The organism is Streptomyces sp. 2-1, assembly GCF_048564895.1.
In the GTDB taxonomy this organism is placed as follows: domain Bacteria; phylum Actinomycetota; class Actinomycetes; order Streptomycetales; family Streptomycetaceae; genus Streptomyces; species Streptomyces phaeochromogenes.
Window position 1 is genome coordinate 3,857,360 of the sequence record NZ_CP183383.1, and the last position, 26,483, is coordinate 3,883,842.

22 protein-coding genes and 1 pseudogene are annotated in these 26,483 nt (G+C 71.3%); 14 read left to right on the plus strand and 9 right to left on the minus strand.

The genetic code is table 11. The annotated features are described in order from the left end of the window. Positions 1 to 61: 61 nt before the first annotated feature. The 3 genes from ACN20J_RS17035 to ACN20J_RS17045 all read left to right on the plus strand — a co-directional run bounded on the left by ACN20J_RS17035 (position 62) and on the right by ACN20J_RS17045 (position 5,345). Positions 62 to 1,516 (plus strand): FGGY family carbohydrate kinase, encoded by a 1,455-nt coding sequence (locus tag ACN20J_RS17035; protein ID WP_189837991.1) that lies wholly within the window; start codon positions 62 to 64, stop codon positions 1,514 to 1,516. Between the two features lie 167 nt (positions 1,517 to 1,683). Continuing rightward, positions 1,684 to 3,417 (plus strand): ABC transporter ATP-binding protein, encoded by a 1,734-nt coding sequence (locus tag ACN20J_RS17040; RefSeq protein ID WP_189837990.1) that lies wholly within the window; start codon positions 1,684 to 1,686, stop codon positions 3,415 to 3,417. Continuing rightward, positions 3,417 to 5,345 carry an ABC transporter ATP-binding protein gene (locus ACN20J_RS17045; protein ID WP_189837989.1) on the plus strand — a complete coding sequence of 643 codons (1,929 nt, stop codon included), beginning with the start codon at positions 3,417 to 3,419 and terminating at the stop codon, positions 5,343 to 5,345. Before ACN20J_RS17040 ends, ACN20J_RS17045 begins: the two co-directional genes overlap by 1 nt. A gap of 230 nt (positions 5,346 to 5,575) precedes the next feature. Here the strand turns inward: ACN20J_RS17045 and ACN20J_RS17050 are convergent, their stop codons facing one another. Further along, positions 5,576 to 6,871 (minus strand): RNA polymerase sigma factor, encoded by a 1,296-nt coding sequence (locus ACN20J_RS17050; protein WP_189837988.1) that lies wholly within the window; start codon positions 6,869 to 6,871, stop codon positions 5,576 to 5,578. A gap of 138 nt (positions 6,872 to 7,009) precedes the next feature. On the opposite strand from ACN20J_RS17050, the gene ACN20J_RS17055 reads away from it, so the two are divergent. Then, positions 7,010 to 7,711 (plus strand): hypothetical protein, encoded by a 702-nt coding sequence (locus ACN20J_RS17055; RefSeq protein WP_189837987.1) that lies wholly within the window; start codon positions 7,010 to 7,012, stop codon positions 7,709 to 7,711. After that, positions 7,708 to 8,730, plus strand: coding sequence for a nucleotidyl transferase AbiEii/AbiGii toxin family protein (locus ACN20J_RS17060; protein ID WP_189837986.1), 1,023 nt, complete (start codon positions 7,708 to 7,710; stop codon positions 8,728 to 8,730). The genes ACN20J_RS17055 and ACN20J_RS17060 overlap by 4 nt, the downstream gene beginning before the upstream one ends. Positions 8,731 to 8,787: 57 nt before the next feature. Here the strand turns inward: ACN20J_RS17060 and dnaG are convergent, their stop codons facing one another. The 4 genes from dnaG to ACN20J_RS17080 all read right to left on the minus strand — a co-directional run bounded on the left by dnaG (position 8,788) and on the right by ACN20J_RS17080 (position 14,456). Next, positions 8,788 to 10,695 (minus strand): DNA primase, encoded by a 1,908-nt coding sequence (gene dnaG / locus ACN20J_RS17065; RefSeq protein ID WP_189837985.1) that lies wholly within the window; start codon positions 10,693 to 10,695, stop codon positions 8,788 to 8,790. A gap of 46 nt (positions 10,696 to 10,741) precedes the next feature. Then, on the minus strand, positions 10,742 to 12,007 hold the full coding sequence (locus ACN20J_RS17070; RefSeq protein WP_189837984.1) for an NAD(P)/FAD-dependent oxidoreductase: 1,266 nt from the start codon (positions 12,005 to 12,007) through the stop codon (positions 10,742 to 10,744). Positions 12,008 to 12,128: 121 nt separating this feature from the next. Next, positions 12,129 to 13,451: a deoxyguanosinetriphosphate triphosphohydrolase gene (locus tag ACN20J_RS17075; RefSeq protein ID WP_189837983.1), complete on the minus strand. Its 1,323-nt coding sequence runs from the start codon at positions 13,449 to 13,451 to the stop codon at positions 12,129 to 12,131. Positions 13,452 to 13,553: 102 nt separating this feature from the next. Next, a complete protein-coding gene (locus ACN20J_RS17080; protein ID WP_189837982.1) occupies positions 13,554 to 14,456 on the minus strand; it encodes a sirohydrochlorin chelatase in 903 nt (300 codons plus the stop codon). Between the two features lie 210 nt (positions 14,457 to 14,666). Between ACN20J_RS17080 and ACN20J_RS17085 the strand changes: the two genes are divergently transcribed. From ACN20J_RS17085 to ACN20J_RS17095, 3 genes are all read left to right on the plus strand, one after another. Continuing rightward, complete coding sequence (locus ACN20J_RS17085) at positions 14,667 to 15,395, plus strand: SanA/YdcF family protein (RefSeq protein WP_189837981.1); 729 nt, start codon at positions 14,667 to 14,669, stop codon at positions 15,393 to 15,395. A gap of 153 nt (positions 15,396 to 15,548) precedes the next feature. Beyond that, positions 15,549 to 15,848, plus strand: a complete 300-nt coding sequence (locus ACN20J_RS17090; RefSeq protein WP_189837980.1) for a hypothetical protein — start codon at positions 15,549 to 15,551, stop codon at positions 15,846 to 15,848. Between the two features lie 181 nt (positions 15,849 to 16,029). Beyond that, positions 16,030 to 17,736 (plus strand): SpoIIE family protein phosphatase, encoded by a 1,707-nt coding sequence (locus ACN20J_RS17095; protein ID WP_189837979.1) that lies wholly within the window; start codon positions 16,030 to 16,032, stop codon positions 17,734 to 17,736. Between the two features lie 93 nt (positions 17,737 to 17,829). Here the strand turns inward: ACN20J_RS17095 and ACN20J_RS17100 are convergent, their stop codons facing one another. Beyond that, a complete protein-coding gene (locus tag ACN20J_RS17100) occupies positions 17,830 to 18,243 on the minus strand; it encodes a gamma-glutamylcyclotransferase family protein (RefSeq protein ID WP_419666237.1) in 414 nt (137 codons plus the stop codon). A 233-nt stretch (positions 18,244 to 18,476) separates the two neighbouring features. Here ACN20J_RS17100 and ACN20J_RS17105 point away from each other — a divergent pair, with 233 nt between their 5' ends. Further along, positions 18,477 to 20,120: a M4 family metallopeptidase gene (locus ACN20J_RS17105; protein WP_419666238.1), complete on the plus strand. Its 1,644-nt coding sequence runs from the start codon at positions 18,477 to 18,479 to the stop codon at positions 20,118 to 20,120. Positions 20,121 to 20,444: 324 nt separating this feature from the next. Further along, entirely contained in the window at positions 20,445 to 20,873 is a 429-nt protein-coding gene (locus ACN20J_RS17110) for a VOC family protein (RefSeq protein ID WP_419666239.1), read from the plus strand. 3 nt (positions 20,874 to 20,876) lie between these two features. Here the strand turns inward: ACN20J_RS17110 and ACN20J_RS17115 are convergent. Next, a pseudogene (locus ACN20J_RS17115) lies at positions 20,877 to 21,056 on the minus strand (hypothetical protein); the annotation flags it as partial. A gap of 159 nt (positions 21,057 to 21,215) precedes the next feature. Here ACN20J_RS17115 and ACN20J_RS17120 point away from each other — a divergent pair. Together ACN20J_RS17120 and ACN20J_RS17125 are read left to right on the plus strand one after the other, a co-directional pair. Beyond that, positions 21,216 to 22,358, plus strand: coding sequence for a protein kinase family protein (locus tag ACN20J_RS17120; RefSeq protein ID WP_419666240.1), 1,143 nt, complete (start codon positions 21,216 to 21,218; stop codon positions 22,356 to 22,358). Between the two features lie 77 nt (positions 22,359 to 22,435). Continuing rightward, positions 22,436 to 23,368, plus strand: a complete 933-nt coding sequence (locus tag ACN20J_RS17125) for an aminoglycoside phosphotransferase family protein (RefSeq protein WP_419666241.1) — start codon at positions 22,436 to 22,438, stop codon at positions 23,366 to 23,368. Between the two features lie 13 nt (positions 23,369 to 23,381). Here ACN20J_RS17125 and ACN20J_RS17130 read toward each other — a convergent pair whose 3' ends face one another. Beyond that, the gene (locus tag ACN20J_RS17130) at positions 23,382 to 23,993 is read right to left on the minus strand and encodes an NADPH-dependent FMN reductase (protein ID WP_419668895.1); all 612 of its coding nucleotides are present in this window, start codon (positions 23,991 to 23,993) and stop codon (positions 23,382 to 23,384) included. A gap of 357 nt (positions 23,994 to 24,350) precedes the next feature. Between ACN20J_RS17130 and ACN20J_RS17135 the strand changes: the two genes are divergently transcribed. Together ACN20J_RS17135 and ACN20J_RS17140 are read left to right on the plus strand one after the other, a co-directional pair. After that, the gene (locus ACN20J_RS17135) at positions 24,351 to 24,875 is read left to right on the plus strand and encodes a hypothetical protein (RefSeq protein WP_189837974.1); all 525 of its coding nucleotides are present in this window, start codon (positions 24,351 to 24,353) and stop codon (positions 24,873 to 24,875) included. 187 nt (positions 24,876 to 25,062) lie between these two features. Next, positions 25,063 to 25,665 (plus strand): class F sortase, encoded by a 603-nt coding sequence (locus tag ACN20J_RS17140; RefSeq protein ID WP_190228269.1) that lies wholly within the window; start codon positions 25,063 to 25,065, stop codon positions 25,663 to 25,665. 31 nt (positions 25,666 to 25,696) lie between these two features. Here ACN20J_RS17140 and ACN20J_RS17145 read toward each other — a convergent pair whose 3' ends face one another. Then, the gene (locus ACN20J_RS17145; protein ID WP_189837973.1) at positions 25,697 to 26,482 is read right to left on the minus strand and encodes a sulfite exporter TauE/SafE family protein; all 786 of its coding nucleotides are present in this window, start codon (positions 26,480 to 26,482) and stop codon (positions 25,697 to 25,699) included. Position 26,483 lies beyond the last annotated feature (1 nt).

The following is a 26,483-nucleotide window of genomic DNA, read 5'->3' on the forward strand; positions in this document are numbered from 1 at the left end:
GGTGGGGCCGCCTCCGCCGGACCGGTACGGCCTGCTCCGGTCGTACGGCAGAATTTCCGCCATGGGGATAGTCGCCGGGTTGGACAGTTCGCCCGATTTCACTCGCATCGTTGTCTGCGACGCGGACAGCGGAGCCGTGCTCAGGCAGGGGTATGCCCCGCATCCGATGGACGGCATGTCCGAGGGTGGCCGGCCCTCGGACGTCGACCCGCAGGCCTGGCTGCTGTCCCTGGGCGAGGCCGCGGGCGGCGGGCTCCTCGAAGGCGTTCAGGCCATTGGCGTGTCCGCGCAGCAGAACGGGCTCGTGCCGGTGGACACCCAGGGCAACACGGTGCGTCCGGCGATGGTCGGCGGTGACAAGCGGGCCCAGGTCGCGGCGGCCGACCTGGTCGACGCCCTCGGCGGACGCGAGGCCTGGGCGCAGGCCGTTGGCTGCGTGCCGCAGGCGGCGCAGCCGGTGACGAAGCTGCGCTGGCTCGCGAGGAACGAACCCGAGGCGGCGCTGCGCACCAGCGTGCTGCTCCAGGCGCACGACTGGCTGGTGTGGCAGCTGCTCGGCCGCCCGGCCCGCCGGACCACCGACCGGGGCGGGGCCTCCGGGACCGGCTACTGGTCGGCGGCGACCGGTGCGTACCGGCCCGATCTCGTGGAGCTGGCGCTCGGGCACCAGGCACTGCTGCCCGACGTGCTGGGGCCGTGGGAGGCCGCGGGGACGACGCCCGAGGGGCTGCTGATCTCGGCGGGGACGGGCGAGACGATGGCCGCGGCGTTCGGTCTGGGCATCGGGCTCGGGGACGCGGTGGTGTCGCTCGGCGCCTCCGGTTCCGTGATGGCCGTGCACCACGAGGCGCTCGTCGACTCCTCCGGAATGATCACCTCGCTTGCGGACGCGACCGGGATGCACCTGCCGGTCGTCACCACGCTCAATGCCGTACGGGCCCTGCGCGGGGCCGCCGAACTGCTCGGCGTGCCGGACCTGGAGGCCCTGTCGGACCTGGCGATGAAGTCGACACCGGGCTCCCACGGCCTTGTGATGCTGCCCTATCTGGAGGGTGAGCGGACGCCCAACCTGCCGCACACGGCGGGGACGCTGGCCGGCCTGCGGCGGGAGTCGATGAAGCCCGAGCACCTGGCGCGGGCCGCCTTCGAGGGCATGCTCTGCGGGCTCGCGGACGCGCTGGACGTGCTGCGCAAGCGGGGCGTGGAGGTGCGGCGGATCTTCCTGCTGGGCCAGGCCGCCGAGCTGAGCGCGGTGCAGGCCTGCGCGCCCGCGCTGCTCGGCACGCAGATCGTGGTGCCGCAGCCCGCGGACTACGCGGCGCTCGGCGCTGCCCGGCAGGCGGCCTGGGCGCTCGGCACCTCGCAGGGCACCATCCAGCCGGGGCTGCCCCCCGTCTGGCAGGGCGCCGCCGCGCAGATCCTGGAGCCCGGCGAGGAGCTGGCGGTGGGCCAGGCCGTGCGTCAGCAGTACGTGTCGGTGCGGAACCAGACCCACCCGGGTGCCTTCCGGCCCTGAGGCCTCGTAGAGCCCGGGCGACCCGGACGGCCTACGGCTTCGGACCGAGGCCCGGTCGGCTCTTGGACCTCTCTTGGCTTAATCAGTTGAGGTAACACGGGTGGAGTGTTCGACGATAGGGGCCAAGGGCAACCAACCGCCCCGCCGCCGACCCCGAGAGACCCAGCGTGCTCATACGACTCCTGCGTACCTATCTCACGCCCTACAAGAAACCCATCGCCCTGCTCGTACTGCTGCAGTTCCTGCAGACCTGCGCCACGCTCTACCTGCCCACGCTGAACGCGGACATCATCGACAACGGTGTCGTCGACGGTGACACGGGCTACATCCTGACCTTCGGTGCCCTGATGATCGGCATCTCGCTGGCCCAGGTCGTCTGCAACATCGGGGCCGTCTACTACGGTGCCCGTACGGCCGCCGCGGTCGGACGGGACATCCGGGCCGGCATCTTCGACCGGGTGCAGTCGTTCTCCGCGCGTGAGGTCGGTCACTTCGGGGCGCCGTCGCTGATCACCCGCACGACGAACGACGTGCAGCAGGTGCAGATGCTCGCCCTGATGACGTTCACCTTGCTGGTGTCGGCGCCGATCATGTGCGTCGGCGGCATCGTCCTGGCGCTCGGTCTCGACGTACCGCTGTCCGGGGTGCTGCTCGCCGTCGTGCCGGTGCTCGGGATCTCGGTGAGCCTCATCGTGCGCCGGCTGCGTCCGCTGTTCCGCACGATGCAGGTGCGGCTCGACACGGTGAACCGGGTGCTGCGCGAGCAGATCACCGGCAACCGCGTCATCCGGGCCTTCGTGCGCGACGGGTACGAGGAGGAGCGCTTCCGGAAGGCGAACGCCGACCTCACCGAGGTGTCCCTCGGGACCGGGCGGATGCTGGCGCTGATGTTCCCCATCGTCATGACGGTGGTGAACGTGTCGTCGGTCGCGGTGGTGTGGTTCGGCGCCCACCGGATCGACAGCGGCGGGATGCAGATCGGCGCGCTGACCGCGTTCCTCGCCTATCTGATGCAGATCGTCATGTCCGTGATGATGGCCACCTTCATGTTCATGATGGTGCCGCGCGCGGAGGTGTGCGCCGAGCGCATCCAGGAGGTCCTGGACACCTCCAGCAGTGTGGTTCCGCCGAAGGCGCCGGTCCTGGAGCTGCGGCGGCACGGGCATCTGGAGATCCGGGGCGCCGGGTTCCGCTACCCGGGTGCCGAGGAGCCGGTGCTGAGGACCATCGACCTGGTGGCCCTGCCCGGTGAGACCACCGCCGTGATCGGCTCGACCGGCAGCGGCAAGTCCACGCTGCTCGGCCTGGTCCCCCGGCTGTTCGACGCCACCGACGGCCAGGTGCTGGTGGACGGCGTCGACGTACGCACGGTCGAGCCGCGGCTGCTCGCGCGCACGGTGGGCCTCGTACCGCAGAAGCCGTACCTCTTCGCGGGCACGGTGGCGACCAATCTCCGGTACGGGAATCCGGACGCGACCGACGAGGAGCTGTGGCACGCGCTGGAGGTGGCGCAGGCCAAGGGGTTCGTGGAGGGTCTTGAGAACGGTCTCGACGCGACGATCGCGCAGGGCGGGACGAACGTGTCGGGCGGTCAGCGGCAGCGGCTCGCCATCGCCCGGACCCTGGTGCAGCGCCCCGAGATCTACCTCTTCGACGACTCCTTCTCGGCGCTCGACTACGCGACGGACGCGGCGTTGCGCAGGGCGCTCGCGCAGGAGACGGCCGAGGCGACGGTCGTGATCGTCGCCCAGCGGGTGTCGACCATCCGTGACGCCGACCGGATCGTGGTCCTCGACGAGGGCCGGGTCGTCGGTTCGGGCCGCCACCACGAGCTGATGGCGACGAACGAGACATACCGGGAGATCGTGCTCTCCCAGCTGACGGAAGCGGAGGCAGCCTGATGGCCGGGCCCATGGGGCGGATGATGGCCGGGACGGGCCCCGACCATCACTCGATGGACTTCAAGGGGTCCGGCAAGCGGCTCCTGTCACACTTCAAGCCGGAACGCACCACTCTGTACGTGATGCTCGTCGCCGTGGTGTTCAGCGTCGGCCTCTCGGTCCTCGGGCCGAAGATCCTCGGCAAGGCCACCGACCTCGTCTTCGCCGGAGTCGTCGGACGGGAGATGCCCGCCGGCCAGACCAAGGCCGAGGCCCTCGCGGCGATGCGGGAACGCGGCGACGGCGGCATGGCCGACATGCTCTCCGGGACGGACTTCACCCCGGGCGAGGGCATCGACTTCGGCGCGGTCGGCGAGGTGCTGGGGCTCGCGCTCGCGGCGTTCCTGGTGGCCGGTCTGCTGATGACCGTGGCGACGCGGCTGGTGAACCGGGCCGTCAACAAGACGATGTACAACATGCGCGAGGACGTGCAGACGAAGCTGTCGCGGCTGCCGCTGTCGTACTTCGACAAGCGGCAGCGCGGTGAGGTGCTCAGCCGCGCCACGAACGACATCGACAACATCGGCCAGACCCTTCAGCAGTCGATGGGCCAGCTGGTCAACTCGCTGCTGACCATCGTCGGTGTGCTCGCGATGATGTTCTGGGTGTCTTGGCTGCTCGCGCTCGTCGCGCTGGTCACCGTGCCGCTGTCGTTCTTCGTCGCCACCCGGGTCGGCAAGCGGTCGCAGCCGCACTTCGTCCAGCAGTGGCGGACCACCGGCAAGCTCAACGCGCACATCGAGGAGATGTACACCGGCCACAACCTCGTCAAGGTCTTCGGCCGGCAGGACGAGTCGGCGGCACAGTTCGCCGAGGAGAACGAGAAGCTGTACGAGGCCGGGTTCCGGGCGCAGTTCAACAGCGGGGTCATGCAGCCGCTGATGATGTTCGTGTCGAACCTGAACTATGTGCTGGTGGCCGTGGTCGGCGGTCTGCGTGTCGCCTCGGGCGCCCTCTCGATCGGTGACGTCCAGGCCTTCATCCAGTACTCCCGGCAGTTCTCCATGCCGCTCACCCAGGTCGCCTCCATGGCGAACCTCGTGCAGTCCGGGGTCGCCTCGGCCGAGCGGATCTTCGAACTGCTGGACGCGGAGGAGCAGGAGGCGGACCCGGTGACGGGCGCGCGTCCGGACGAACTCCGGGGCCGGGTGGCGCTGGAGGGGGTCTCCTTCCGGTACGACCCGGAGAAGCCCCTCATCGAGGACCTGTCGCTGAAGGTGGAGCCGGGGCACACGGTCGCGATCGTCGGCCCGACGGGCGCCGGCAAGACGACCCTGGTCAACCTGTTGATGCGGTTCTACGAGGTCACGGGCGGCCGTATCACCCTCGACGGGGTCGACATCGCGAAGATGTCCCGGGACGAACTGCGGGCCGGGATCGGCATGGTGCTGCAGGACACCTGGCTGTTCGGCGGGACGATCGCGGAGAACATCGCGTACGGGGCTTCGCGTGAGGTCACGCGTGGAGAGATCGAGGAGGCGGCTCGGGCCGCCCATGCCGACCGGTTCGTCCGGACGTTGCCCGACGGGTACGACACCGTCATCGACGACGAGGGGTCGGGGGTGAGCGCCGGTGAGAAGCAGCTCATCACCATCGCTCGGGCGTTCCTGTCCGATCCGGTGATTCTGGTGCTGGACGAGGCGACGAGTTCGGTCGACACCCGTACCGAGGTGCTCATCCAGAAGGCGATGGCGAAGCTCGCGCACGGGCGGACGTCGTTCGTCATCGCGCATCGTCTGTCGACGATCCGGGACGCGGACACGATCCTCGTGATGGAGAACGGGGCGATCGTGGAGCAGGGTGCGCACGCGGAGCTGCTGGCGGCGGAGGGGGCGTACGCCCGGCTTTACAAGGCCCAGTTCGCGGAGGCCGTGGTGGAGGTGGACTGAGGGGCGACCGGGGGTCGACGGACTTTTCTCGCCCCCGCCGCCCCTACCCATTCCCGTCACTACTCAGGGGCTCCGCCCCCGAACCCCCGCTCCTCAAACGCCGGAGGGGCTGATCTTTAGCCCGTCCGGCGTTTGAGGACGAGGCCGTTCAGGCCGAAAGCGGGGGTCTGGGGGCGGCAGCCCCCAGGGACGGGAACGGGAAGGGGCGGCGGGGGCGAGGAAACCGGGCCTCAGTCCAAGTAGCCCCTCAGTTGGTCCGCGAAGGCGTGGTCTCGGAGTTTGTTCAGGGTCTTGGATTCGATCTGGCGGATGCGCTCGCGCGTGACGCCGAAGATGCGGCCTATCTCCTCCAGCGTGCGGGGGCGGCCGTCCGCCAGCCCGTAACGGAGCTGGACCACCTTCCGCTCCCGCTCGCCGAGGGTCGAGAGAACCGCCTCCAGGTGCTCACGCAGGAGCAGGAACGCCGCCGACTCCACAGGACTCGTCGCATCCCCGTCCTCGATGAGATCCCCGAGAGCCACATCGTCCTCCTCACCCACAGGAGCGTGGAGGGACACCGGCTCCTGGGCCAGGCGCAGGACTTCGCTGACCCGCTCACTGGGGAGGTCGAGATGCGCCGCGACCTCCTCCGGCGTCGGCTCGTACCCCCGTTCCTGCAGCATCCGCCGCTGCACCCGCACCACCCGGTTGATCAACTCGACCACGTGGACGGGCACTCGGATCGTCCGTGCCTGGTCGGCGAGGGCCCGGGACATGGCCTGGCGGATCCACCAGGTCGCGTACGTCGAGAACTTGTAGCCCCGGGCGTAGTCGAACTTCTCGACCGCCCTGATCAGCCCCAGGTTTCCCTCCTGGACCAGATCGAGCATGGTCAGCCCGCGCCCCACGTACCGCTTGGCGACGGAGACGACGAGCCGGAGGTTCGCCTCGATGAGCCGGCGCTTGGCCATCCGGCCCATGACCACCAACTTGTCGAGGTCCAGAGCGAGTTGGCTGTCGAGGTCGGAGGCAAGCCGCAGCCGCTCCTCCGCGAAGAGGCCCGCCTCGACCCGGCGCGCCAGCTCCACCTCCTCCGCCGCGGTGAGCAGCGGGATCCGGCCGATCTCCCGCAGGTACTGGCGGAACAGGTCGGACGAGGGCCCACCGGTGTCCGTACGCCCGCGGGGCACTTCCACCGGCTCCGGCGCCTCGGTCTCCACGAGGGTGACGGGCGGCTCCTCGGGCTCGGCCTGCGAGCCCTCCGGCTCCGCCGCCGTCTCGGGGTGGTGCGCGGCACGACTCTGCGCGGGTACGGCCCCGATGACGTCGGAATCCGCGTCCGTGTCGCCGGTGTTGTCGGTCTGGGTGAGGGTCTGGGTCTGCACGGGGGCGACCTCCAGGAATGTCGCTGCTGGGGCGTGCGGCAGCGGTACGTCAGGGATGGGGCCGACGGCCTTGCCGCTGTCCCTCCCGAAGTCATTGAGCGGAACCGCGGGGACAATGGACCCGTCGCGTTCGGGTCGGCCGCGCTCCGAGGACTCAGGCACCGGAACCCAGTGTGGAGTACGACACATCGTCGCCACGAGGGGCGTGCGGTGACTTTTTGAGTCCGGTCCGTGACCGCGTGGTTACCCTCGCGGAAAACTCGCGTGCCCGTTCGCATCCTGATCTGGCACGATCCCCGGGTGTCCGGTTCCCAATACGAAACTCACGTGACGGTCCGCTGCGACAGCGCCGCCGAATCGGAACGGCTGCGGTGCTGGGCGGCCGGGGCCGGTCTCAAGCTGACGCACATCGTGCTGGCACGCGGCCGGATGCCTTCGCAGCCGATGGTCACGTTGACGGGTTCCCCGTCGTACGCCGCCGAATCGGCCCGGGCCCGGGAAGTCGCCGCACGTCTGCGGGCCGACGGATTCGTGCCCGTACGCGTCAAGATCGAGTCGTCCCCGTGGGCCCCCGAGGTACCGCGCGAACCTTGTGGAACCGGCAGCGACGAACGGTACGGCGACGAGCGGTACTTCGAGCATCACGTGAAGCTGCTGCTCGACGCGGACACCGACCTCGACGCCCTCGCCGCGCGGGTCGTCCCGCACGGCGCCCATCTCTCGTGGAACGCCCGGCGGGTGAGCGACCGCGAGATCGACGGCACCGGCGGGCGGCACGAGCGGTTCGTGACCCAGCGGTGCCGGGGCGTGGACGCGGAGGGGGCCGGACGGCTGCTGGAGCTGCTGCTTGCGGAGCTGGACAGGTTCGAAGTGGCCGATGTGGAGCGGGAGTTCGTGCTCCACGACAGTGATCTCTCGGTCGACGACGGGTGGATCGAGGAAGCCGGGGCGCCCGTGGCGCGGATGCAGGTACCGAGAGCGACCGAGGAGGTGCTGGGATGAGCGGGACATGGCGGGAATTCGGCTGGCGGAGCGTCGAGATACCCCGGGAGCCGCTGGACGAGGCCACCCGCCGGGCGCAGGACCTGCCGCTGACGCTGCACTGGGTGGAGGCGGACGACGCGATGCAGCGGCCGGTCTTCGACCCGGCCATGAAGCACCACCAGAACGCCTACCGGGCCACCGACCCCGGCTTCTCCGACCCGGCCCGGGGCGAGGCCTGGCGGTCCGCGCGGCGCCGGGCGCTGGATCTCGTGCTCGCGGCGATCGCCGGCTCGGAGTGGGTCGAGTCGCTGGTGCTGCGCGGCAGTGTGCTGATGTCGGCGTGGTTCGGGGACGCCGCGCGCGAGCCCGGCGACCTGGACTTCGTCGTCGTACCGCGCACCTGGCGGGTCGACGAGGGGCGTACCGCCCGGATGCTCGCCGGGATCGCGGAGGCCGCCCAGGCGCTGGCGGACGAGCGCGGGCGGGAGGTCGGCATCTCGGCGCGGGGTGCGGTGGTCGAGGACATCTGGACGTACGACCGGGTGCCGGGGCGCCGCATGGTGCTGCCCTGGGGTGCGCCGGGTCTGCCCGGCGGGCATGTCCAGCTCGACTTCGTCTTCAACGAGCGGCTGCCCGAGGAGCCGGAGCCGGTGGAGCTGCCGGGCGGCACGGTCGTGTGGGCCGCGACTCCCGGGCTGTCGCTGGCCTGGAAGCTGATGTGGCTGGTCAACGACATGCACGCACAGGGCAAGGACCTGTACGACGCCGTGCTCCTCGCCGAACGGCACCCGCTGCGCCACGAGCTGCTGCACGAGGTGTTCCGGCTGTCGGGCGAGTGGCCCCGGCAGTACCGCGAGGGGGTCTTCCTGGAGGACCTGGTGGAGTCGCTGGGGTATGTGGAGTGGGAGCACTTCGTCACGGAGTATCCGCGGTTCGCGGACGCCGAGCGGGAGTTCACCGACCGGCTGGTGCGGGCCGTGACGCCGACGTTCGACGGGCAGCCGCCGGGTGCGCCGTACAACCCGGCCGGGGACTGACCTCCTCGGAGCGCGGGTCTCACACGTCCCCTCGTCCCGGAGCGCGGGCCGACCGTCTCAGAGCGCGCCCGCGCCCTTCTCGCGCAGGGCCTGGTCGTACTGCTGGAGGACCCACAACTCGTTCTGCACGGCGGCCAGCTGGACCGGGTCCCCTTGGGCGCTGGCGCGGGCGAGGGCGCCCTGGACGTCCCGGACGCGGCGCTCGACGGCGCGGCGGCGGACCGTGACCAGCTGCTCGCCCGCGTAGTGCTCGTCGACGGTCTTGCGCATGATGGCCTCGACGGCCAGCTCGGTGACCATGGCGCGAACCGCGTCGTCCGTGGCGGCCTCGCGGACGCGGATCAGGTACTCCTGCGGGTCCTGGACGCCGTACTCCGCGCCGCCCGCCTCGATGATCGTCTCGCGGACGGCCGCGTACGGCGGGGCGGTGAACTCGTCCACGCCGTACGCGTCGAAGGCCGGGGAGACGAGGTCGGGGCGCTGGAGGGCGAGCTTGAGGAGCTCGCGCTCGGTGGCGAAGACCGGGTTGCGGAGGGTCAGGGCGGGGCCCGAGGACGGTCTGGGGCCGCTGTTCTCGTAGCTCTGCGGGGGGCGGCCGTTGCCCGCCGGCGCGGGGCCCTTGCCGCCGCGGTCGCGGGCCCAGCGGGCCAGCTGGGCGACGCGCTTGACGACGAACTGTGTGTCGAGGATGCCGAGCATGCCCGCGAGCTGGACGGCGACCTCGTGCTGGGCGCCGCTGTTCTTGATGCGGGCGACGATCGGGGCCGCCTCGTCGAGCGCGGCCGCGCGGCCCGCGGGGGTCTCCAGGTCGTAGCGCAGGATGATCTGGCGGAGGGCGAACTCGAAGAGCGGGGTGCGCGGTTCGACGAGGTCGGCGACCGCCGCGTCGCCCTTCGCGAGGCGCAGCTCGCAGGGGTCCATGCCGTCCGGGGCGATGGCGATGTACGTCTCGGCGGCGAACTTCTGGTCGTCCTCGAAGGCGCGCAGGGCGGCCTTCTGGCCGGCCGAGTCGCCGTCGAAGGTGAAGATCACGCGCGCCGAGCCGTTGTCCATCAACAGCCGTCGAAGGATCTTGATGTGGTCGCCGCCGAAGGCCGTGCCGCAGGTCGCGATGGCCGTGGTGATGCCGGCGAGGTGGCAGGCCATCACGTCCGTGTAGCCCTCGACCACGACCGCCCGGCTGCTCTTGGCGATGTCCTTCTTGGCGAGGTCGATGCCGTAGAGGACCTGGGACTTGCGGTAGATCGGCGTGTCGGGTGTGTTCAGGTACTTCGGGCCGTTGTCCGACTCGTACAGCTTTCGGGCGCCGAAGCCGACGACCTCGCCGCCGATGTCGCGGATCGGCCACATGAGGCGGCCCCGGAAGCGGTCGATGGGGCCGCGGCGGCCCTCCTGGGCGAGGCCGGAGAGGAGGATCTCCTTGTCGCTGAAGCCCTTGCCGCGGAGGTAGCGCGTGAGGTGGTCCCAGCCCTGGGGGCTGTAGCCGACGCCGAAGTGGGTGGCCGCGGCCTGGTCGAACCCGCGCTCGGCGAGGAACTTGCGGCCGGTGTCCGCCTCGGAGCTGGTGTCGAGCTGCTCGATGTAGAACTGGGCGGCGATCTTGTGGGCCTCGACAAGGCGGATGCGCTCGCCGCGCTGGTTGGAGGGGTTGTAGCCGCCCTCCTCGTAGCGCAGCGTGATGCCCGCCTGGGCGGCGAGGCGCTCGACCGACTCCGAGAAGGTGAGGTGGTCGACCTTCATCACGAACGTGATGGTGTCGCCGCCCTCCTGGCAGCCGAAGCAGTGGAAGAGCCCCTTGCTCGGGCTGACCTGGAAGGAGGGCGACTTCTCGTCGTGGAAGGGGCAGAGACCCTTGAGGTTTCCGCCGCCCGCGTTGCGCAGCTGGAGGTACTCCGAGACCACGGCGTCGATCGGGACCGCGTCCCGAACAGCCTTCACGTCCTCGTCGTTGATCCTTCCAGCCACGCATGGATTCTACGGGGACGGTGTGACAGTCGAGCGCCGCCGTCGGTCATGGGACCAGACTGTCCAGCGGAACGTGCGGGTCCGCGAGTGCCTCGGAGTCCACCTGGGTCCGGGTCCGGATCAGTTGCTGGATCGGGTCCGTGACGTCCCACACATTCACGTTCATCCCGGCCAGCACCCGTCCTTCCTTCACCCAGAAGGCGATGAACTCGCGCTTGCCCGCGTCTCCCCGGATCACCACTTGGTCGTACGTGCCCGGGGGCGCCCAGCCCGAGTACTCGAGCCCCACGTCGTACTGGTCGGAGAAGAAATAGGGCACCCTGTCGTACGTCAGCTCGCGGCCCAGCATCGCGCGGGCCGCCGCCGGGCCGCCGTTCAGGGCGTTCGCCCAGTGCTCGACGCGCAGGCGGGTGTCGAACAGCGCGTGGTGGAAGGCGGCCACGTCACCGGCCGCGTAGATGTCGGGGTCGGAGGTGCGCAGCTGCTCGTCGACCGCGATGCCGCCGCCCTGCTCGCGGTCGACCATCGTGAGGCCCGCGGCCTCGGCGAGGCCGGTGCGCGGGGCTGCGCCGATGGCGGCCAGGACGTCGTGCGCGGGGTGCTCCTCGCCGTCGTCCGTGCGGGCCGCCAGGACCATGCCGTCCTGGCCGGTGATCTCGGTGAGCCGGGCGCCGAAGTGGAAGCGGACGCCGTGCTCGCGGTGCAGCTCGGCGAAGAGCTGGCCGAGCTCGGGGCCGAGGACCGAGTGCAGCGGGGTCGGCCCGTGCTCGACGACGGTGACCTCGGCGCCGTACTCACGGGCGGCGGCGGCGACTTCCAGGCCGATCCAGCCCGCGCCCGCGATGACGAGGTGGCCGTTGTCCCGGCCGAGGGCGGTCAGTACGTGCTTGAGGCGCTCCGCGTGGGCCAGGCGCCGCAGGTGGTGGACGCCCGCGAGGTCGGTGCCCGGGATGTCGAGGCGGCGCGGTTCGGAGCCGGTCACGAGCAGCAGCTTGTCGTAGTGGACGAGCGTGCCGTCGTCGCCGAAGCGGACGGTCTTGGCGGTCCGGTCGATGGCGTCGACGGTCTGGCCGAGGTGCAGCTCGACGTCGTTGCGCGCGTACCAGGCGGGCTCGTGGACGAAGACGCTGTCGCGCTCCTCCTTGCCGAGCAGATAGCCCTTGGACAGCGGCGGGCGTTCGTACGGGTGGTCGCGCTCGTCGCAGATCAGTATCACGCGGCCGGTGAAGCCCTCCGCCCGGAGCGTCTCGGCCGCCTTCGCGCCGGCCAGCCCGCCTCCGACGATGACGAATGTCTGATCTGCGTCGACCACTTGATGCCTCCTCGTAAGGATGTCGCCACATGCGAGCGTCCCGCACGGAGCGTGATGGGGGAAGAGGGAGTGGCCCGATCAGGCCACGCAGGGTCACGCCCTCCCCGTCCGGACGCCACAGCTACCCCGTGAGCCTCGCATGCAGTGATCGCGCGGAGGCGTCCGTCAGGGACGCGATCTGGTCGACGATCACCCGCTTGCGGGCACGGTCGTCCGGCGCCTGGTCGAACAGGGCTCGAAACTGCGGGTCCAGGCCGTCCGGCGCGCGGGCGGTGAGCGCCTCCGCGAGCTCGGCGACGACGATCCGCTGGTCGGCGCGGAGCCGCTCCTGCTCGGCACGCTGCATGACATACCGGTCGGCGACGGCCTTCAGGACCGCGCACTCCAGGCGTGCCGCGTGCGGGACGACCAGCTCGGCCGCGTACCGCGTGAGCCGGCCCGTCCCGTACGCCGCGCGCGTGGCGCCCTCCGCGGCGAGGCAGAAGCGGCCGATGAGCTGGCTGGTGGCGTCCTTCAGCCGGGCCTGCGCGACCGCCGAGCCGTCGTAGCCGTGCGGCCACCACTCCTGGTCCAGGAGACGGTCGAGGGCCTCGCCGAGCTCGGCGGGGTCGGTGTCCACCGGGACGTACCGCCCGACGGCGACCGCGAAGATCTCCTGCCGCTCGGGCTCCGCGTGCAGGCAGTTGGGGTCGATGTGGCCCGCGTGGAGGCCGTCCTCGACGTCGTGCACCGAATACGCCACGTCGTCGGCCCAGTCCATGACCTGGGCCTCGAAGGTGGTGCGGGTGCCGGGGGCGCCCTCGCGGACCCAGTCGAAGACGGGGCGGTCGTCGTCGTAGACCCCGAACTTCGGGGACTTCGGGTCGGCCGGGTGGGCGCCGCGCGGCCAGGGGTACTTGGTCGCCGCGTCCAGGGCGGCGCGGGTGAGGTTGAGGCCGACGCTGACGAGGTCGCCGCTCACCTCGCTCGTCACGAAGCGCTTGGGTTCGATGCGGGTGAGCAGTCTGAGCGACTGGGCGTTGCCCTCGAAGCCGCCGCAGTCCTCCGCGAACTCGTTCAGTGCCTGCTCTCCGTTGTGCCCGAAGGGCGGGTGGCCCAGGTCGTGGGAGAGACAGGCCGCCTCGACGAGGTCGGGGTCGCAGCCGAGGGCGGCGCCCAGCTCGCGGCCGACCTGGGCGCACTCCAGGGAGTGGGTCAGACGGGTGCGGGGGCTCGCGTCCCAGACCTGGCTCCGGGTGCCGGGGGTGACGACCTGCGTCTTGCCGGCGAGGCGGCGCAGGGCGGAGGAGTGCAGGACGCGGGCACGGTCGCGCTGGAAGGCGGTGCGGCCGGGGCGTTTGTCCGGCTCCGTGGCCCAACGTTCCACCGACGTGGGGTCGTAGCCGGGGGGTGCGATGTGGTGCTCGTACGGGTGTTGGGTGGTTTCGGTGCTGGTGCCTTCCATGTCTTGAACAGTAAGCGGAGCGGCTGACAATTGGGGCGCGGGTCTTTTGCGCCTGCGCGTCTGCCGGGGACCCAAAGACCCGGAGGCGCCGACGCCTGTCTCTTAGGCCGAGGCCAGGGCGGGGGTCGTCGTGGTGATCGAGGTCGCGAGCGCCTGGTCGTAGCGGTGGAGGATCAGGTGGGCCATTGACGGGTGGGCGCCGAGGGGAGCCGAGGCGATCCACGGGGCCGCTGCCGCGCACTCGGTGGAGAAGCGGCCGGGGGCCGTGAAGTAAGAGGCGACGGCGACGCGGTGGCGGCCCCGGGCGGCGAGGGCGCGGACGGCTTCGGGGACGGTGGGGGCCGCGGCGGAGGCGTACGCGGGGAGGACGGGGACGCCGAGCCGCTCGGCCAGGAGGCCCGCGGTGCGGCGGGTGTCGACGGCCGCGTCGGGGTCGCGGGATCCGGCGGCGGCGAGGACGACCCCGCTCGCCCGGCGCTCCGCCTCGTCCCGGGGTGCCCGCCAGCCGGCCTCCGTCAGACGCTCGTACAGCGTCTCCACGAGGAGCGGATGCGGGCCGAGCGGCGCGGCGACGCGGGCGTGGGCCCGCGCGGCGTCCGCGGCTTCGGGGATGTCCCGCTTGACGTGGTAACCGCGGCTGAGCAGCAGCGGTACGAGGACGGCCTCGCCGGTGCCGAGGCCCGCGAGCGTGTCGGGCAGCAGGGGCTCGTTCAGCTCGATGTGCCCCAGGTGCACGGGCAGGCCGGGGCGCAGGTCGCGGATCCGGGCCAGGAGGGTCCGGACGGTGCTCAGGGCGCGCGGGTCGCGGCTGCCGTGGCCCACGAGGACGAGCGCGGGCGGGGCGGGACGCCGGGTGCCGTTGAGGGACACGAGGCTGAGCTGGCTGCCGAGCTGGCTGCCGATCCGGTTCATGAGTTGCGCCGTACTGTCGAGGTGGACGCCACGCGGCGGCTGGCCGCCGGTGCGGGGCTGGGACTCGTCGCGAGGAAGGTTCGACGCCGTCATGCACCGATGGTGCGGGTCGGAGGTTGCCGCCCCGTTGCGCCGGAATGACGGGTGTTTTCCGGCGGTTCACGGTGGGGTGTACGGGGTCTGTGAGGCGCGGCGACCTGCGGTTATGCCTCCCCGGGTGAAGCTGGTCACTGTGCGCCGGGCGAACCGGATCACCGTAACGCGCGTCCTCAGGGTCGAGGCCACCTGGGGAGGGACCGTCCGATGCGTCGTCCGAAGCTGCCGAAGCTGCCGCGGCCACGCCTGCCGAGACCGCACCTGCCGAGACCGCGTCTGCCGCGCACCCGGACAGGGCAGCGCCGGGCCGTGCAGGCCGTGATGGCCGGGTGCGTCCTCGCGCTGCTTCCGTCGACGTGGATGTACGTGGTCGCGGGCGACCGGCTGCGGACCACGGCGGACGTGCCGCGCACCGAGGTGGCGGTCGTCTTCGGGGCGGGGCTGTGGCGCGGCGAGCCGTCGCCGTACCTCGCGCACCGGCTGGACGCGGCGGCCGAGCTGTACAGGGACGGGCGCGTGAAGGTGCTTCTGGTCACCGGCGACAACAGCCGCGAGGACTACGACGAGCCGGACGCCATGCGTACGTACCTCACGGAACGTGGCGTGCCCGACGCGCGGATCGTCAGCGACTACGCGGGCTTCGACACCTGGGACTCCTGCGTTCGCGCCAAGAAGATCTTCGGCGTCGACAAGGCGGTGCTGATCAGCCAGGGCTTCCACATCCGGCGTGCGGTCGCGCTCTGCGAGGAGGCGGGCGTCACGTCGTACGGAGTCGGGGTGGACGCCGTGCACGACGCGACCTGGTACTACGGCGGCGCCCGGGAGGTCCTCGCGGCGGGGAAGGCGCTCCTGGACGCGGTCTTCGAGCCGGATCCCCACTTCCTCGGGCCCCAAGAGCCGGGCGTGGAACGGGCGTTGGCGGCGGGTGGCCGATAGTCGACGAGACGCAGATCACGCGGTCCGCCGGGTTTGACGCGCGCCTGTCACCCTGCCGCGTGAATACGATTACGCAGCGCTCTGTAATCAACTGATTACGGTTAGTGTCTTTTTCAAGGGCTCGGATCCGAACGGGCCCAAGAGAAGGGACACATGATGACTGGTCTGCGTACCGCCTTCGTCGCCGCCATGGCGGCCGCGTTGTTCTCGGCTCCGGCCGCCATGACGACCGCCGTGGCGGACGACGACGCGGCGGCGAAGGAGCCGGGATGCGCCAAGCTCGGCGCCTACGGCAACGGTTGGGCCGACATCCACAACGTGTGCAGCTACACGATCTCCGCCAGTGTCGAAGTCGACGGCTTCGACCCGAGCTGTATCCAGATCGGCCCCGGCGGGGTCGGACGCATCGGTCTGGACCCGGGCGACGTCCCGTACTACGCGTACGTGTGCTGAGTGGGAGCGGCTCCTGAACGGGAGTGCAGTTCCTGAGCGAGGGCGCGGCTGCTGAGCAGGGGCGCGGATTCTCCTGAGCAGGGCCGGGGGCAGGAGCGGCGGCCACCGCTCCTGCCCGCCAGGAACTCCCCCGGGGTATCTCCGACATGCGTGGGTGCGTGGCCCGGTTCAGGATGGATTCATGGACCGCCTGGGCGACGGACTGTTGCTGGGGGTGCTGGACGCGACCCCCGCCTGTGTCGGCATCCTCGATCCCGAGCTCCGCTATCTGTACGTCAACCCGGCGCTGGCCCGGCTCAGCGGGAAGCCCGCCGAGGAACACCTGGGCCGGGCCGTCGAGGAGGTACTGCCGTTCACCGGTCGCGGCAAGGGCGTACTGCGTGAGGTGCTGGCCGACGGGCGTTCCCGCGAGGGCATCAACGACGGCGTGACGCTGTCCGGGGCGGGCCTGGAGCACCACAGCTGGCGCGGCGCGTACCACCGTCTCGAGGCCGACGGGGACGTCGTGGGCGTGGCCGTGGTCATCATGGTGATCAACGGCGTTCGGCATCAGCACAGGGAGCTGGAGCGGGTGCGGAAGCGGCTGGCCCTGCTGGACCGCGCCGCCACCCGCATCGGCACCACGCTCCGCGTCGACGACACCTGCGCCGAGCTGTCCGGCTTCCTCTCCGCGGAGCTCACCGACATGGCCGCGGTGATGATGTACCCGGCCCCGCACGGCTCGGAGCACCTCCCCGAACGCTGCCCGCCGCCCGAACACCGTTCGCCGCCCGAGCGCCACGGTCCGGTCCTGCTGCGTATGGCGGGGGTCGCGGCCGTGCCCCATCTCCAGGACTACCTGGTGGAGATCCGCGCGACCGTGGGCGAGCAGCTGAGCTATCGGCACGGGTCGAGCGTCCAGCGCTGCCTGGACAGCGGCCGGCCCGTGGTGGAGAACCAGCTCAGCGCCGAGGAACTGAGCCGTTCCATACCGGACATGGAACATTTCCCCGCCCATCGTGCGGTCGGTGTCCACTCCGACCTGGTCGTGCCGCTGACCGCGCGCGGCCATCTGATGGGAGTGGTCGTGCTCGTCAGGGTCGGGGACTCGCCGCCCTTCGAGCACCAGGACGTGGTGATGGCCCAGGACCTGGTGGGGCGCGCCGCGATCGGCCTCGACAACGCCCGCCGTTACGCCCGTGAGCACGGCATCGCGGTGGAGCTGCAGCGCGCGCTGCTGACCGAAGGGCTGTGTCCCCGTCCCGGGATCGAGGTGGCCACGCGCTATCTGCCCGCCGGGGACAGCGCGTTGGTGGGCGGCGACTGGTACGACGTCATCCCGATGTCCCGTCGTCGCACGCTGCTCGCCATGGGCGATGTGATGGGGCACGGCGTGGAGGCAGCGGTGGCCATGAGCCACTACCGGGCGATGCTCCGCGTCGTTGCCGACGACGACCTGCCACCGCACGCCATGCTGGAACGCCTGGACGAGCTGATCACCCGCTCCGGCACCGACCGTCCCGCCACCTGTCTGCTGGTCCTGGCCGATCCGGAGAGCGGCGAGTGCCTCTACACCAGCGCCGGCCATTTGCCGCCCGCGATCCTGGACGCCGACGGCAGGGTCGGCCTGTTCCCCGTGCCGGTGGGCCCGCCCCTGGGCACCGGGTTCGGCGGCTACGAGATGGTCACCGGCTGCTGCGCTCCCGACCGGACCCTGCTCCTCTACACCGACGGCCTGGTCGAGCGCCGGGAACAGGACGTCGACGAGTGGCTGGGCCGCCTCACCCGCCAGCGCCTCCCCAGCGACGGCTCCCTGGAGGACCAGTTGGCCGTCCTCCTGGCCGGCCTCGTCCCGGGCGGCACGGCGGAGGACGATGTGGCGGTGATGGCGGCGCGGCTCAATCCCTAGAGTGCGGGGTCGGGATGGCCGCTGGGCCTTGGGGCTGAGGGCTCCGGGCCTGCGGCTCTGACCGGGTCCCTCCGCGTCTCGTGATGCCCCGCCTCAGCGCGTCCGCCAGTCGCCCCCGTCGATGCGCCTGCCCCGCGCCCGCAGCGCCGCCGCGACCGACGGGGCCGCCACGTACACCCAGGCCCGTACGTCCGTGCCGTCCTCGCGGGTCACCTCTCTGGCCACGCGCTCGTAGAGGTTGGCGGGGTCACCCGGGGCGTACTCCTCCAACCGGTCGAGGACACCGAGGAGTTGGCCGTACCGGTCGGGGTCGGCCGTGACGAGTTCTCCGCACACCACGCCGCCGGGTTCCTCGACGGCGTACGGGTAGCCGGGCCCGTCGTAGAGCACCGCGCCGGTGAGCCGCCCCGGCACCTCCGAGCGCGTACGGCCGCGCAGGAAGAGGTCGTGGTTGTGCTCGCCGGGGCGCAGGGTCCCGTAGACGAAGAAGGGCAGTCGGCCGCTCACCCGGTGGTCTCCTCTCCCGGGTCGCTGTCGCATGCCCGGACCTTTGGCCTTTGACCTTTGGCCTCTGACCTTTGCAGAAACGATTCTCACCCCTCACACATCCCCACACATCCCCCGGCAGTCCGCTATGGACATGCCAGGTCCGGGCCACCTAGAACTGTGCGGACACCCCCACGAGCCACTCCCCACTCCCCCCACCACCACGCGTTTCGCGTGCCTTCCCGAGGAGTTCGATGAGTCGGACACGGCACATCCGAGGCTCGCGCCTCGCCACCGTCGGTATATCGGCGGCGGCCACCACTCTGCTGGCGGGGGCGCTGGCCCCGGGCGCGGTGCCGGCCGACGGACCGGCCCGGGACACCGTCCTCGGCAACGCGGCGGCGGTGCTCGCCGACCAGGCCGCCCGGCTGGGCCTCACCTCCGCGCAGGACACCAGGGCGCGTGACGTGGTCGTCGACGCGGACGGCACCCAGCATGTGCGCTACGACCGGACGTACCGCCAACTCCCCGTACTGGGCGGCGACTTCGTGGTCCATCTGACGGCAGCCGGCGACTACCGGTCCACCGACCGGGCCACCACGCGTCCGCTCTCCCTCACGAGCATCACGCCGTCGGTGTCCGCCCCGAAGGCCGCCGACCTGGCCGCCGCGGCACTGCGCCTCGCGAACGTCGGCGATACGCTCCGCAAGATAACTGCCAAGCCCCAGCTGGTCGTTGACGCCCTGCACGGCACTCCGAAGCTGGCCTGGCGCACCGAGGCCGGGGGCAAGGACTCGCTCGGCAACCCCGTCGCCCGCGTGGTCCTCACCGACGCGGTGACCGGCAAGCAGATCGACGCCTGGGACAGCATCGAGACGGCGACCGGCGACGGCCGTTCCCTCTACAGCGGCAAGGTCCCGCTGCAGACGACGCGGTCCGGTTCGACGTACCAACTCTCCGACCCCACACGGGGAAACACGTACACGGGCGACACGAAGAACAAGACGGACTCCTGCATCCTCATCATCTGCTACCAGCGCGCCCCCGCGCCCGTCCTCACCGACGCCGACAACCACTGGGGAACCGGGACGACTTCGAGCCGTGCCTCGGCGGCGGTGGACGCGCAGTACGGCACCGACACCACCTGGGACTACTACAAGAACGTCCACAGGCGCACCGGCATCGCGGGCGACGGCAAGGGCTCGTTCAACCGGGTGCACTACGGCAGCGCGTACAACAACGCCTTCTGGGACGACAGTTGCTTCTGCATGACGTACGGGGACGGGGACGGGAAGACCTTCGGGCCGCTGGTGTCCCTGGACGTGGCCGGGCACGAGATGTCGCACGGCGTGACGTCCAAGACGGCGGCGCTGACGTACTCGGGCGAGCCCGGCGGTCTGAACGAGGCGACGTCGGACATCTTCGGCACGCTGGTGGAGTTCTACGCCAAGAACCCCGCCGACCCCGGGGACTGGCGGATCGGCGAGAAGATCGTGAAGTCCGGCTTCGGCCGCTCCGCCCTGCGCTACATGGACCGGCCCTCCAAGGACGGCAACTCCGCGGACTGCTGGACCTCGACGGTCGGCAACCTCGACGTCCACTACTCCTCGGGCGTCGCCAACCACTTCGCGTACCTGCTTGCGGAGGGCAGCGGCCCGAAGACCATCGGCGGCGTCGCCCACAACGGCACGACCTGCAACGGCGCGAAGGTGACCGGCATCGGCAGGGCCAAGCTCGGCGCGATCTGGTACCGGGCGCTGACGGTCTACATGACGTCGTCGACGAAGTACGCGGGCGCGCGGGTCGCCACGCTGAGCGCGGCGAAGGATCTGTACGGGGCGGGGAGTTCGGAGTACCGGGCGGTGGGGGCGGCCTGGTCGGCGGTGTCGGTGAACTGACGCCGGGGGTGTGGGGCGGGGGCAGCGGGTCGGGCAGCGCGGTAGGGGTTGGATCCCGCCGGGGCTCGGCCGAGAAACCGCGTTGCCCCGGCCCCATCCCGCCACTAGGGTCGATCGGGTGACTGCCGGGTCGGCCTTGGGCCATGCACGAGTGGGGTTCCCGGCCTCGGCGTGAGCGCGAGGCGGGCCAGAGCTCCGCCCTTTCTCCGTGTCTTTGCAGCAGGCGCGCCGTCCAGGCGTGCGTGCGCCATGCCCCAGAGCGTCCATGCGCGCGTTGGCACGCGCCTTTCGTCGCGCACCCGAAGACCCGGAGACACCTCACTGATGTCACATGACCAGCAGCACCCGAACACCCCCGAACTCCCCACGGCCACAGCCCAGTTGAACCACACCGTCGTCTACGCGACGGACCGGCACCTGTCGGCCGAGTTCCTCGCGGCGGTCCTGGAGCTGAAGGTCGGCGCCCCCTTCGGCCCCTTCATCCCCGTCGACCTCGGCAACGGCGTGACGCTCGACTACTACGAGTTCAGGGACGGGCCCATCCAGTCCCAGCACTACGCGTTCCTCGTGCCCGAGGCCCGGTTCGACGCCATGATCGCCCGCCTGGAGGTGCTCGGGGTCACGTACTACGCGGACCCCAGCCACACCGAACCCGGCCGCACCAACGACCTGTTCGGCGGCAAGGGCGCCTACTTCGCCGACCCGGACGGCCACAACATGGAGATCATGACCCGGCCGTACTCCCGTCCCTGACGGTCAGATCACGCGGAAGAGGTCGGCGGCGGCGTGGACGTCGGTGAGGTCCTCGACGGCGCGGAGGTTGTCGCACAGGGCGTCCAGGACCGAGTCGGCCTCCGCGACGCGCGGGGCGCCGATGGCCACGCCGAAGACGCGGAACCCCAACCGGTGCTTGGCGTCGTTCCAGCCGCGCATCCAGCGCCCATTCATTCAACTCCTTGCCCGTGCGGCCCTGTTGGGCCGACGCGACCGGCCCCTCCGCCCTTTGCCCAAGCAAGATAGAGCCGTCCAGGTCCCGAGATCGTCCAGTGGCGATTTCCGGTGTCCCCGGCCACGCCCCTGTGGAACTCTGAACCAATGCCCGAATCCCGGTACCGCGGTGACGCATCCAGCAGGTCCAGCAGGTCGAACGGTGCGCGCCTGGCCACGTACAGCTCCGTCTCCGCCGCCCTGGCCAAGTACGACGACGACGAACTCAACGCCCTCGTGCGCGGAGCGGACCCGCTCGGTTCCGGCATCGGTGGGCGGTCGGCGCTTCTGGAGGTCGACGGCACCCAGGTCTTCGTCAAGCGCGTGCCCCTGACCGCAGCCGACACGCTGCCGGGGAACGTCCGGTCAACCGCGAACGTCTACGGGCTGCCCGCCATCTGTCACTACGGCATCGGCGGGCCCGGCTTCGGAGCCTGGCAGGAACTGGCCGTGCACGAGATGACCACGAACTGGGTGCTCGCGAACGACTTCCAGGGCTTTCCGCTGACGTACCACTGGCGCGTACTGCCGGACTACGAGAGCGGCTCGGGCAACTCAGGCGACTCGGGTGATGCATCGGCTCTCCCCGAGGAGCTGGCCGACGTCGAGCAGGTCGTCGCGTTCTGGGACGGCAGCCCGGAAGTGCGCCGGCGGCTCGAAGGGCTCCGGGAGGCCTCGGCGAGCCTCACCCTCTTCCTGGAGTACGTCCCGGGGACCCTCCACCAATGGCTCGGCGAACGGATGGAGGAGGGCGGCCAGTCGGCGGACCGGGCGTGCTCCTGGGTGGACGAGGCCCTGCACGCGGGCACGTCCTTCATGAGCTCGCGCGGGCTCATCCACTTCGACGCCCACTTCGAGAACATCCTGACCGACGGCCGGCGCCTGTACTTCGCCGACTACGGCCTGGCCCTGTCCTCCGGTTTCGGCCTCTCCCCGGAACACACCCGCTTCTTCGAACGGCACCGGACCTATGACCGCTGCTACACGATCACGTACCTGGTGAAATGGCTGATCACCGCCGTGTACGAGTACGGGAGGGACGAGCGCGAGGAGATGATCCGAGCCTGCGCCCAAGGCGCCCACCCCGCCGAACTCCCCGATGCCGCCGCGGCGATCGTGACCCGATACGCGCCGCTGGCCGCGGTGTTCGCGGACTTCAGCCGCACGCTCCAGGACGAGAGCAGGCGAACCCCGTATCCGTGGGAGGAGATCCACCGGATCGGCGCCGGCCGCGATCTGTTCACCTCCTGAACCCACCATCTCTCAACGACTGACCCACGACTGATCACAGCCGACTACGACTGGCCACACCTGGCCTACGGAGATCCATGCCGCCGAAGACGAAGATGCACGCCGACGAACTCGACATCGACGCTGCGCTCGTCGGCCGGCTGGTGTCGGAGCAGTTCCCCGAGTGGGCGGGGCTGCCCGTCCGGGAGGTCCGCTCGGCCGGGACCGACAACGCCATGTACCGGCTGGGCGACGACATGGTCGTACGGCTGCCGCGGCTGCCCGGTGGGGCCCGGCAGGTGGACAAGGAGCAGCGGTGGCTGCCGCGGCTGGCGCCGCACCTCCCGCTGGCCGTGCCGGTACCGCTCGCCAAGGGGGCGCCCGGCGAGGGGTACGCGCTGCCGTGGGGTGTGTTCCGCTGGCTGGACGGCGACAACATCTTCGACGCGCCCCTCACCGGGCGCGCCGAACTCGCCGACGCCGCCGTCGAGTTGGGCCGGTTCGTCGCGGCGCTGCGGAAGGTCGACGCCACCGGCGGGCCGCCGTCCTGGCGTGGCGGGCGCCTCACCGACGACGGTGAGGACGACGTACGTGGCGCGATCCGCGACCTGGGCGCGGCCGGCACGCTGGACGCGGACCTCGCGACCGCCGCCTGGGACGAGGCCCTGCGGCTCCCCCAGTGGGACGGCGACCCGGTCTGGCTCCACGGCGACCTCCTGCCGGGCAATCTGCTCGCCCACCAAGGCCGCCTCGGCGCGGTCATCGACTTCGGCGGTCTCGGCGTCGGCGACCCGGCGGCCGACGTACTCGCCGCCTGGGCCGTCTTCACGCCGGAGACCCGCGGCCTGTTCCGCGAGGCGGCCGACGTCGACGACGCGACCTGGGCCCGGGGTCGCGGCTGGGCCCTGTGCTTCGGCCTGGCGGCGGAGCACCACTACCGGGTCACCAATCCCGTACTCGCCACCGTGGCGCACCGGGCGGTGGCGGAGGCGCTGGCCGAGTACGAAGCCGTGGGCCGAGCCGCGGGCTGAGACTCGGTTCCGGTCAACCCCCGTACGGGCGAACCGACTTCGCCTCCCGCAGCGCCAGCCCCCACCACGCCAGCTGGTCCAGCATCACCTTGGCCGCCGTGTCCGGGGCCGAGGGGTCCTTGTGGCGGCCCTGGTCGTCGAAGGAGGCGCCCGCGTTGTGGAAGGACACCGTGTCGCGGACGGTGACGGCGTGGAGTTCGGCGAAGACCTGGCGGAGCTGTTCGACGGCGCGCAGGCCCCCCGAGAGGCCGCCGTAGGAGACGAAGGCGACGGGCTTGGCGCGCCACTCGTGGAAGTGCCAGTCGATGAGGGTCTTGAGGGACGCGGGGAAGGAGTGGTTGTACTCGGGGGTGAGGACGACGAAGGCGTCGGCGGCGGCCAGGTGCGGGGTGACCTTGCCCAGCTCGGCGGCCACCTCGGCGGACGGGGAGTGGGAGAGGGCCGTCGGCAGGTGCACGTCGGCGGTGTCGACGACGTCCACCGCGAGGTCGGCCCGGTCCCGGATCCGGTCCAGCAGCCACTCCGCGACGACCGGACCGAAACGGCCCTCCCGGTTGCTCCCGACGATCACCGCGATCCTGAGGGGCTCGGGGTGGGGGACGGCCCCAGGGAGGGAGGCCGGCATGGGGACTGGAACCTCTGTGGTGGAGTTCATGCGCCCAGCCTCATACCTCAACCAAACTTCAGGTCAAGTCGGCCGGTCGGGTGGTCCTCCGGGAGGGCCGGTCACCCGTTCACACGCTCCGCCCGTTCCGTTCGGGTTCTTTTTGCGGATGTGGTGGCGACACGCCGATGACCTGCCGAAACATCCCCGGACGGCCCGCCCGGAACCTCCACCTGACACCCGTTCACATCGTTTCTGACGTCTCATCAGGAGGCGTACGTCCCCGACTGCCACTTTCCTCGGTAGGGCAGGGGCGTGACCGACGCAGCGGCACATGGGGGTGCCGCGGGTCGTGCCCTCTCGGAGGAGCAAGCAACGATGCGCACAGCCCGTCCGCTGACCGGTACCGCGCTCGCCGTCGCCGCGGTGGCCCTCGCCGCCGCCCCCGCGTACGGCGGCGGAACGGGGTCCATCGAGCTGTACCCGGCCACGGTCGCGCCCGGCGCCGAGGTCACGGTGAACACGGCGGCGTGCGGTGCGACGGACGCGGTGTCGGGTGACGCCGGTGCCGTCGGCGCGGGGGCCTTCACGCTGCTGCCCAGCGTGCACGAGGGCGACGCGGTCGGGCTGTTCCGGGTGCCGCCGTCCGCCCAGCCCGGCACGTACGAGATCGTCGCGCGCTGTTCGAGCGGCAAGCGGATGACCGGCGACCTGGTGGTCACGCTCACCTCCACCGAGGAGAGCGGGCAGCAGGTCCACCCGAGAGGAAGCGTGAAGACGGGGGTCGGCGGCGCACTGGGCCCCGACCCCGTGCAGACCGCGGCGGGAGTGGCGGCCCTGGCCGTCGCCGCCGCGGGCGGTACCTGGCTCCTGCATCGCCGGGCGAGAGGCGACGGGATCTGACGGACACCCTCCGCTGTCCGTCCGCCGGTACCGCCGTCCCCTCCCCCTCCGGGCCCGACGCCCCTCGCGGCCCGGAGGGGGACGCGGGACCGGACGACCCGGACACCCCGGACGACCAGGGGTACGGAGACGCCGGGAACCCCAGCCGCCCCCAGGAGAGGAGACGTACGTGCACCGGTTCGCCACCATGTCGATGGTCGCCGTCACCCTCGTCGCCCTCCTCTCCGGTGCCTGGCTGCTGCGCAGTGGGGCCGAGACACATGCCCCGCCGCAGCCCTCGGCCGCGCAGGGGCGCGCGGGCGCTCATGTGGACCGGCCCGCCGCCGCCGCGCTGCCGCCCGCCCCGCCCGAACGCGTCCGTATCCCCTCGATCCAGGTGGACGCCCCGCTCCTGGGCCTCGGCCTCACCCCGCAGGGCAGCCTCGACGTGCCGCCGGCCGACCGGGCGAACCTCGCCGGCTGGTACGAGGCCGGTACCGCGCCGGGCGAGACGGGCACCGCGATCGTCGCCGGCCATGTCGACAACGCCGAGGGGCCCGCCGTCTTCTACAGCCTGGGCGCCCTGGAGAAGGACAGCACCATCGAGGTCGAGCGCCGCGACGGCAGGGTCGCCCTCTTCTCGGTCGACGCGGTCGAGGTGTACGACGCCCGCGACTTCCCGGACGAGAAGGTGTACGGGGCCGCGGGGCGCCCGGAGCTGCGGGTCATCACCTGCGGCGGTGGCTATTCGGAGGCGACGGGCTACCAGGGCAACGTGGTCGTCTTCGCCCATCTGACGGGCAGCCGGTAGAAGCCGGCCGGGACCGCCGCCACGTCGGCCGCTATGCCAGCCACTGCTGGTAGGCCAGGTTCGCCACCAGCGCGAAGACCACCGTCAGCAGCACGATCCGGACGAACCCGCTGCCCTTCTTGAGCGCGGTGTGCGCCCCGACCATCCCGCCGACGAGGTTGAAGACCGCCATCAGGGCGGCCAGCTGCCAGTACACCGTGCCCTGCCAGGCGAACATCGCCAGCGCTCCCGCGTTCGTGCAGCAATTCACGATCTTCGCGGTGGCGGAGGCGGTCACCAGGTCGAGGTGCAGCAGCGCGGTCAGGGCGAGCACGAGGAACGTTCCCGTGCCGGGGCCGACGAGTCCGTCGTAGAAGCCGATGCCGAGGCCCGCGAGGCCGATCGCGGCGAGGACCCGGCGCGGGGAGACCGGCGCGGTCGAGGGGGCGGTGCCGAAGGCGGGCTTCAGGATCACGAAGGCGCCGACGCCGAGCAGGACGACCATGACCACCGGCTTCAGCACGTCGGTGCTCATCCCGGCGGCGACGAGCGCACCGGCCGAGGAGCCGGCGAGCGCCGCGAGACCGATCCGTACGGCCGTGCCGACGTCCACGGGTGCCTTGCGCGCGTAGGTCACCGCCGCGCCCGTGGTGCCGACGATCGCCACGGCCTTGTTGGTGCCGAGCGCGTACTGGGCGGCCGAGCCCGAGTTCGGCAGCCCGAGGAGCAGTACGGGGAGCAGCAGGAGCCCGCCGCCGCCCACCACCGCGTCGATCCAGCCCGCCGCGAGAGCGGTCAGGCACAGGACAACGACCATGGTCAGCGATATGTCGGGCATG

Bases quoted from the DNA above. Each gene is read 5' to 3' on its own strand.
- ACN20J_RS17035 (WP_189837991.1), top strand. From the start codon at position 62: ATGGGGATAGTCGCCGGGTTGGACAGTTCGCCCGATTTCACTCGCATC.
- ACN20J_RS17045 (WP_189837989.1), top strand. From the start codon at position 3,417: ATGGCCGGGCCCATGGGGCGGATGATGGCCGGGACGGGCCCCGACCAT.
- ACN20J_RS17060 (WP_189837986.1), top strand. From the start codon at position 7,708: ATGAGCGGGACATGGCGGGAATTCGGCTGGCGGAGCGTCGAGATACCC.
- ACN20J_RS17075 (WP_189837983.1), bottom strand. From the start codon at position 13,451: ATGGAAGGCACCAGCACCGAAACCACCCAACACCCGTACGAGCACCAC.
- ACN20J_RS17080 (WP_189837982.1), bottom strand. From the start codon at position 14,456: ATGACGGCGTCGAACCTTCCTCGCGACGAGTCCCAGCCCCGCACCGGC.
- ACN20J_RS17085 (WP_189837981.1), top strand. From the start codon at position 14,667: ATGCGTCGTCCGAAGCTGCCGAAGCTGCCGCGGCCACGCCTGCCGAGA.
- ACN20J_RS17090 (WP_189837980.1), top strand. From the start codon at position 15,549: ATGATGACTGGTCTGCGTACCGCCTTCGTCGCCGCCATGGCGGCCGCG.
- ACN20J_RS17095 (WP_189837979.1), top strand. From the start codon at position 16,030: ATGGACCGCCTGGGCGACGGACTGTTGCTGGGGGTGCTGGACGCGACC.
- ACN20J_RS17105 (WP_419666238.1), top strand. From the start codon at position 18,477: ATGAGTCGGACACGGCACATCCGAGGCTCGCGCCTCGCCACCGTCGGT.
- ACN20J_RS17110 (WP_419666239.1), top strand. From the start codon at position 20,445: ATGTCACATGACCAGCAGCACCCGAACACCCCCGAACTCCCCACGGCC.
- ACN20J_RS17120 (WP_419666240.1), top strand. From the start codon at position 21,216: ATGCCCGAATCCCGGTACCGCGGTGACGCATCCAGCAGGTCCAGCAGG.
- ACN20J_RS17125 (WP_419666241.1), top strand. From the start codon at position 22,436: ATGCCGCCGAAGACGAAGATGCACGCCGACGAACTCGACATCGACGCT.
- ACN20J_RS17130 (WP_419668895.1), bottom strand. From the start codon at position 23,993: ATGCCGGCCTCCCTCCCTGGGGCCGTCCCCCACCCCGAGCCCCTCAGG.
- ACN20J_RS17135 (WP_189837974.1), top strand. From the start codon at position 24,351: ATGCGCACAGCCCGTCCGCTGACCGGTACCGCGCTCGCCGTCGCCGCG.
- ACN20J_RS17140 (WP_190228269.1), top strand. From the start codon at position 25,063: ATGTCGATGGTCGCCGTCACCCTCGTCGCCCTCCTCTCCGGTGCCTGG.
- ACN20J_RS17145 (WP_189837973.1), bottom strand. From the start codon at position 26,482: ATGCCCGACATATCGCTGACCATGGTCGTTGTCCTGTGCCTGACCGCT.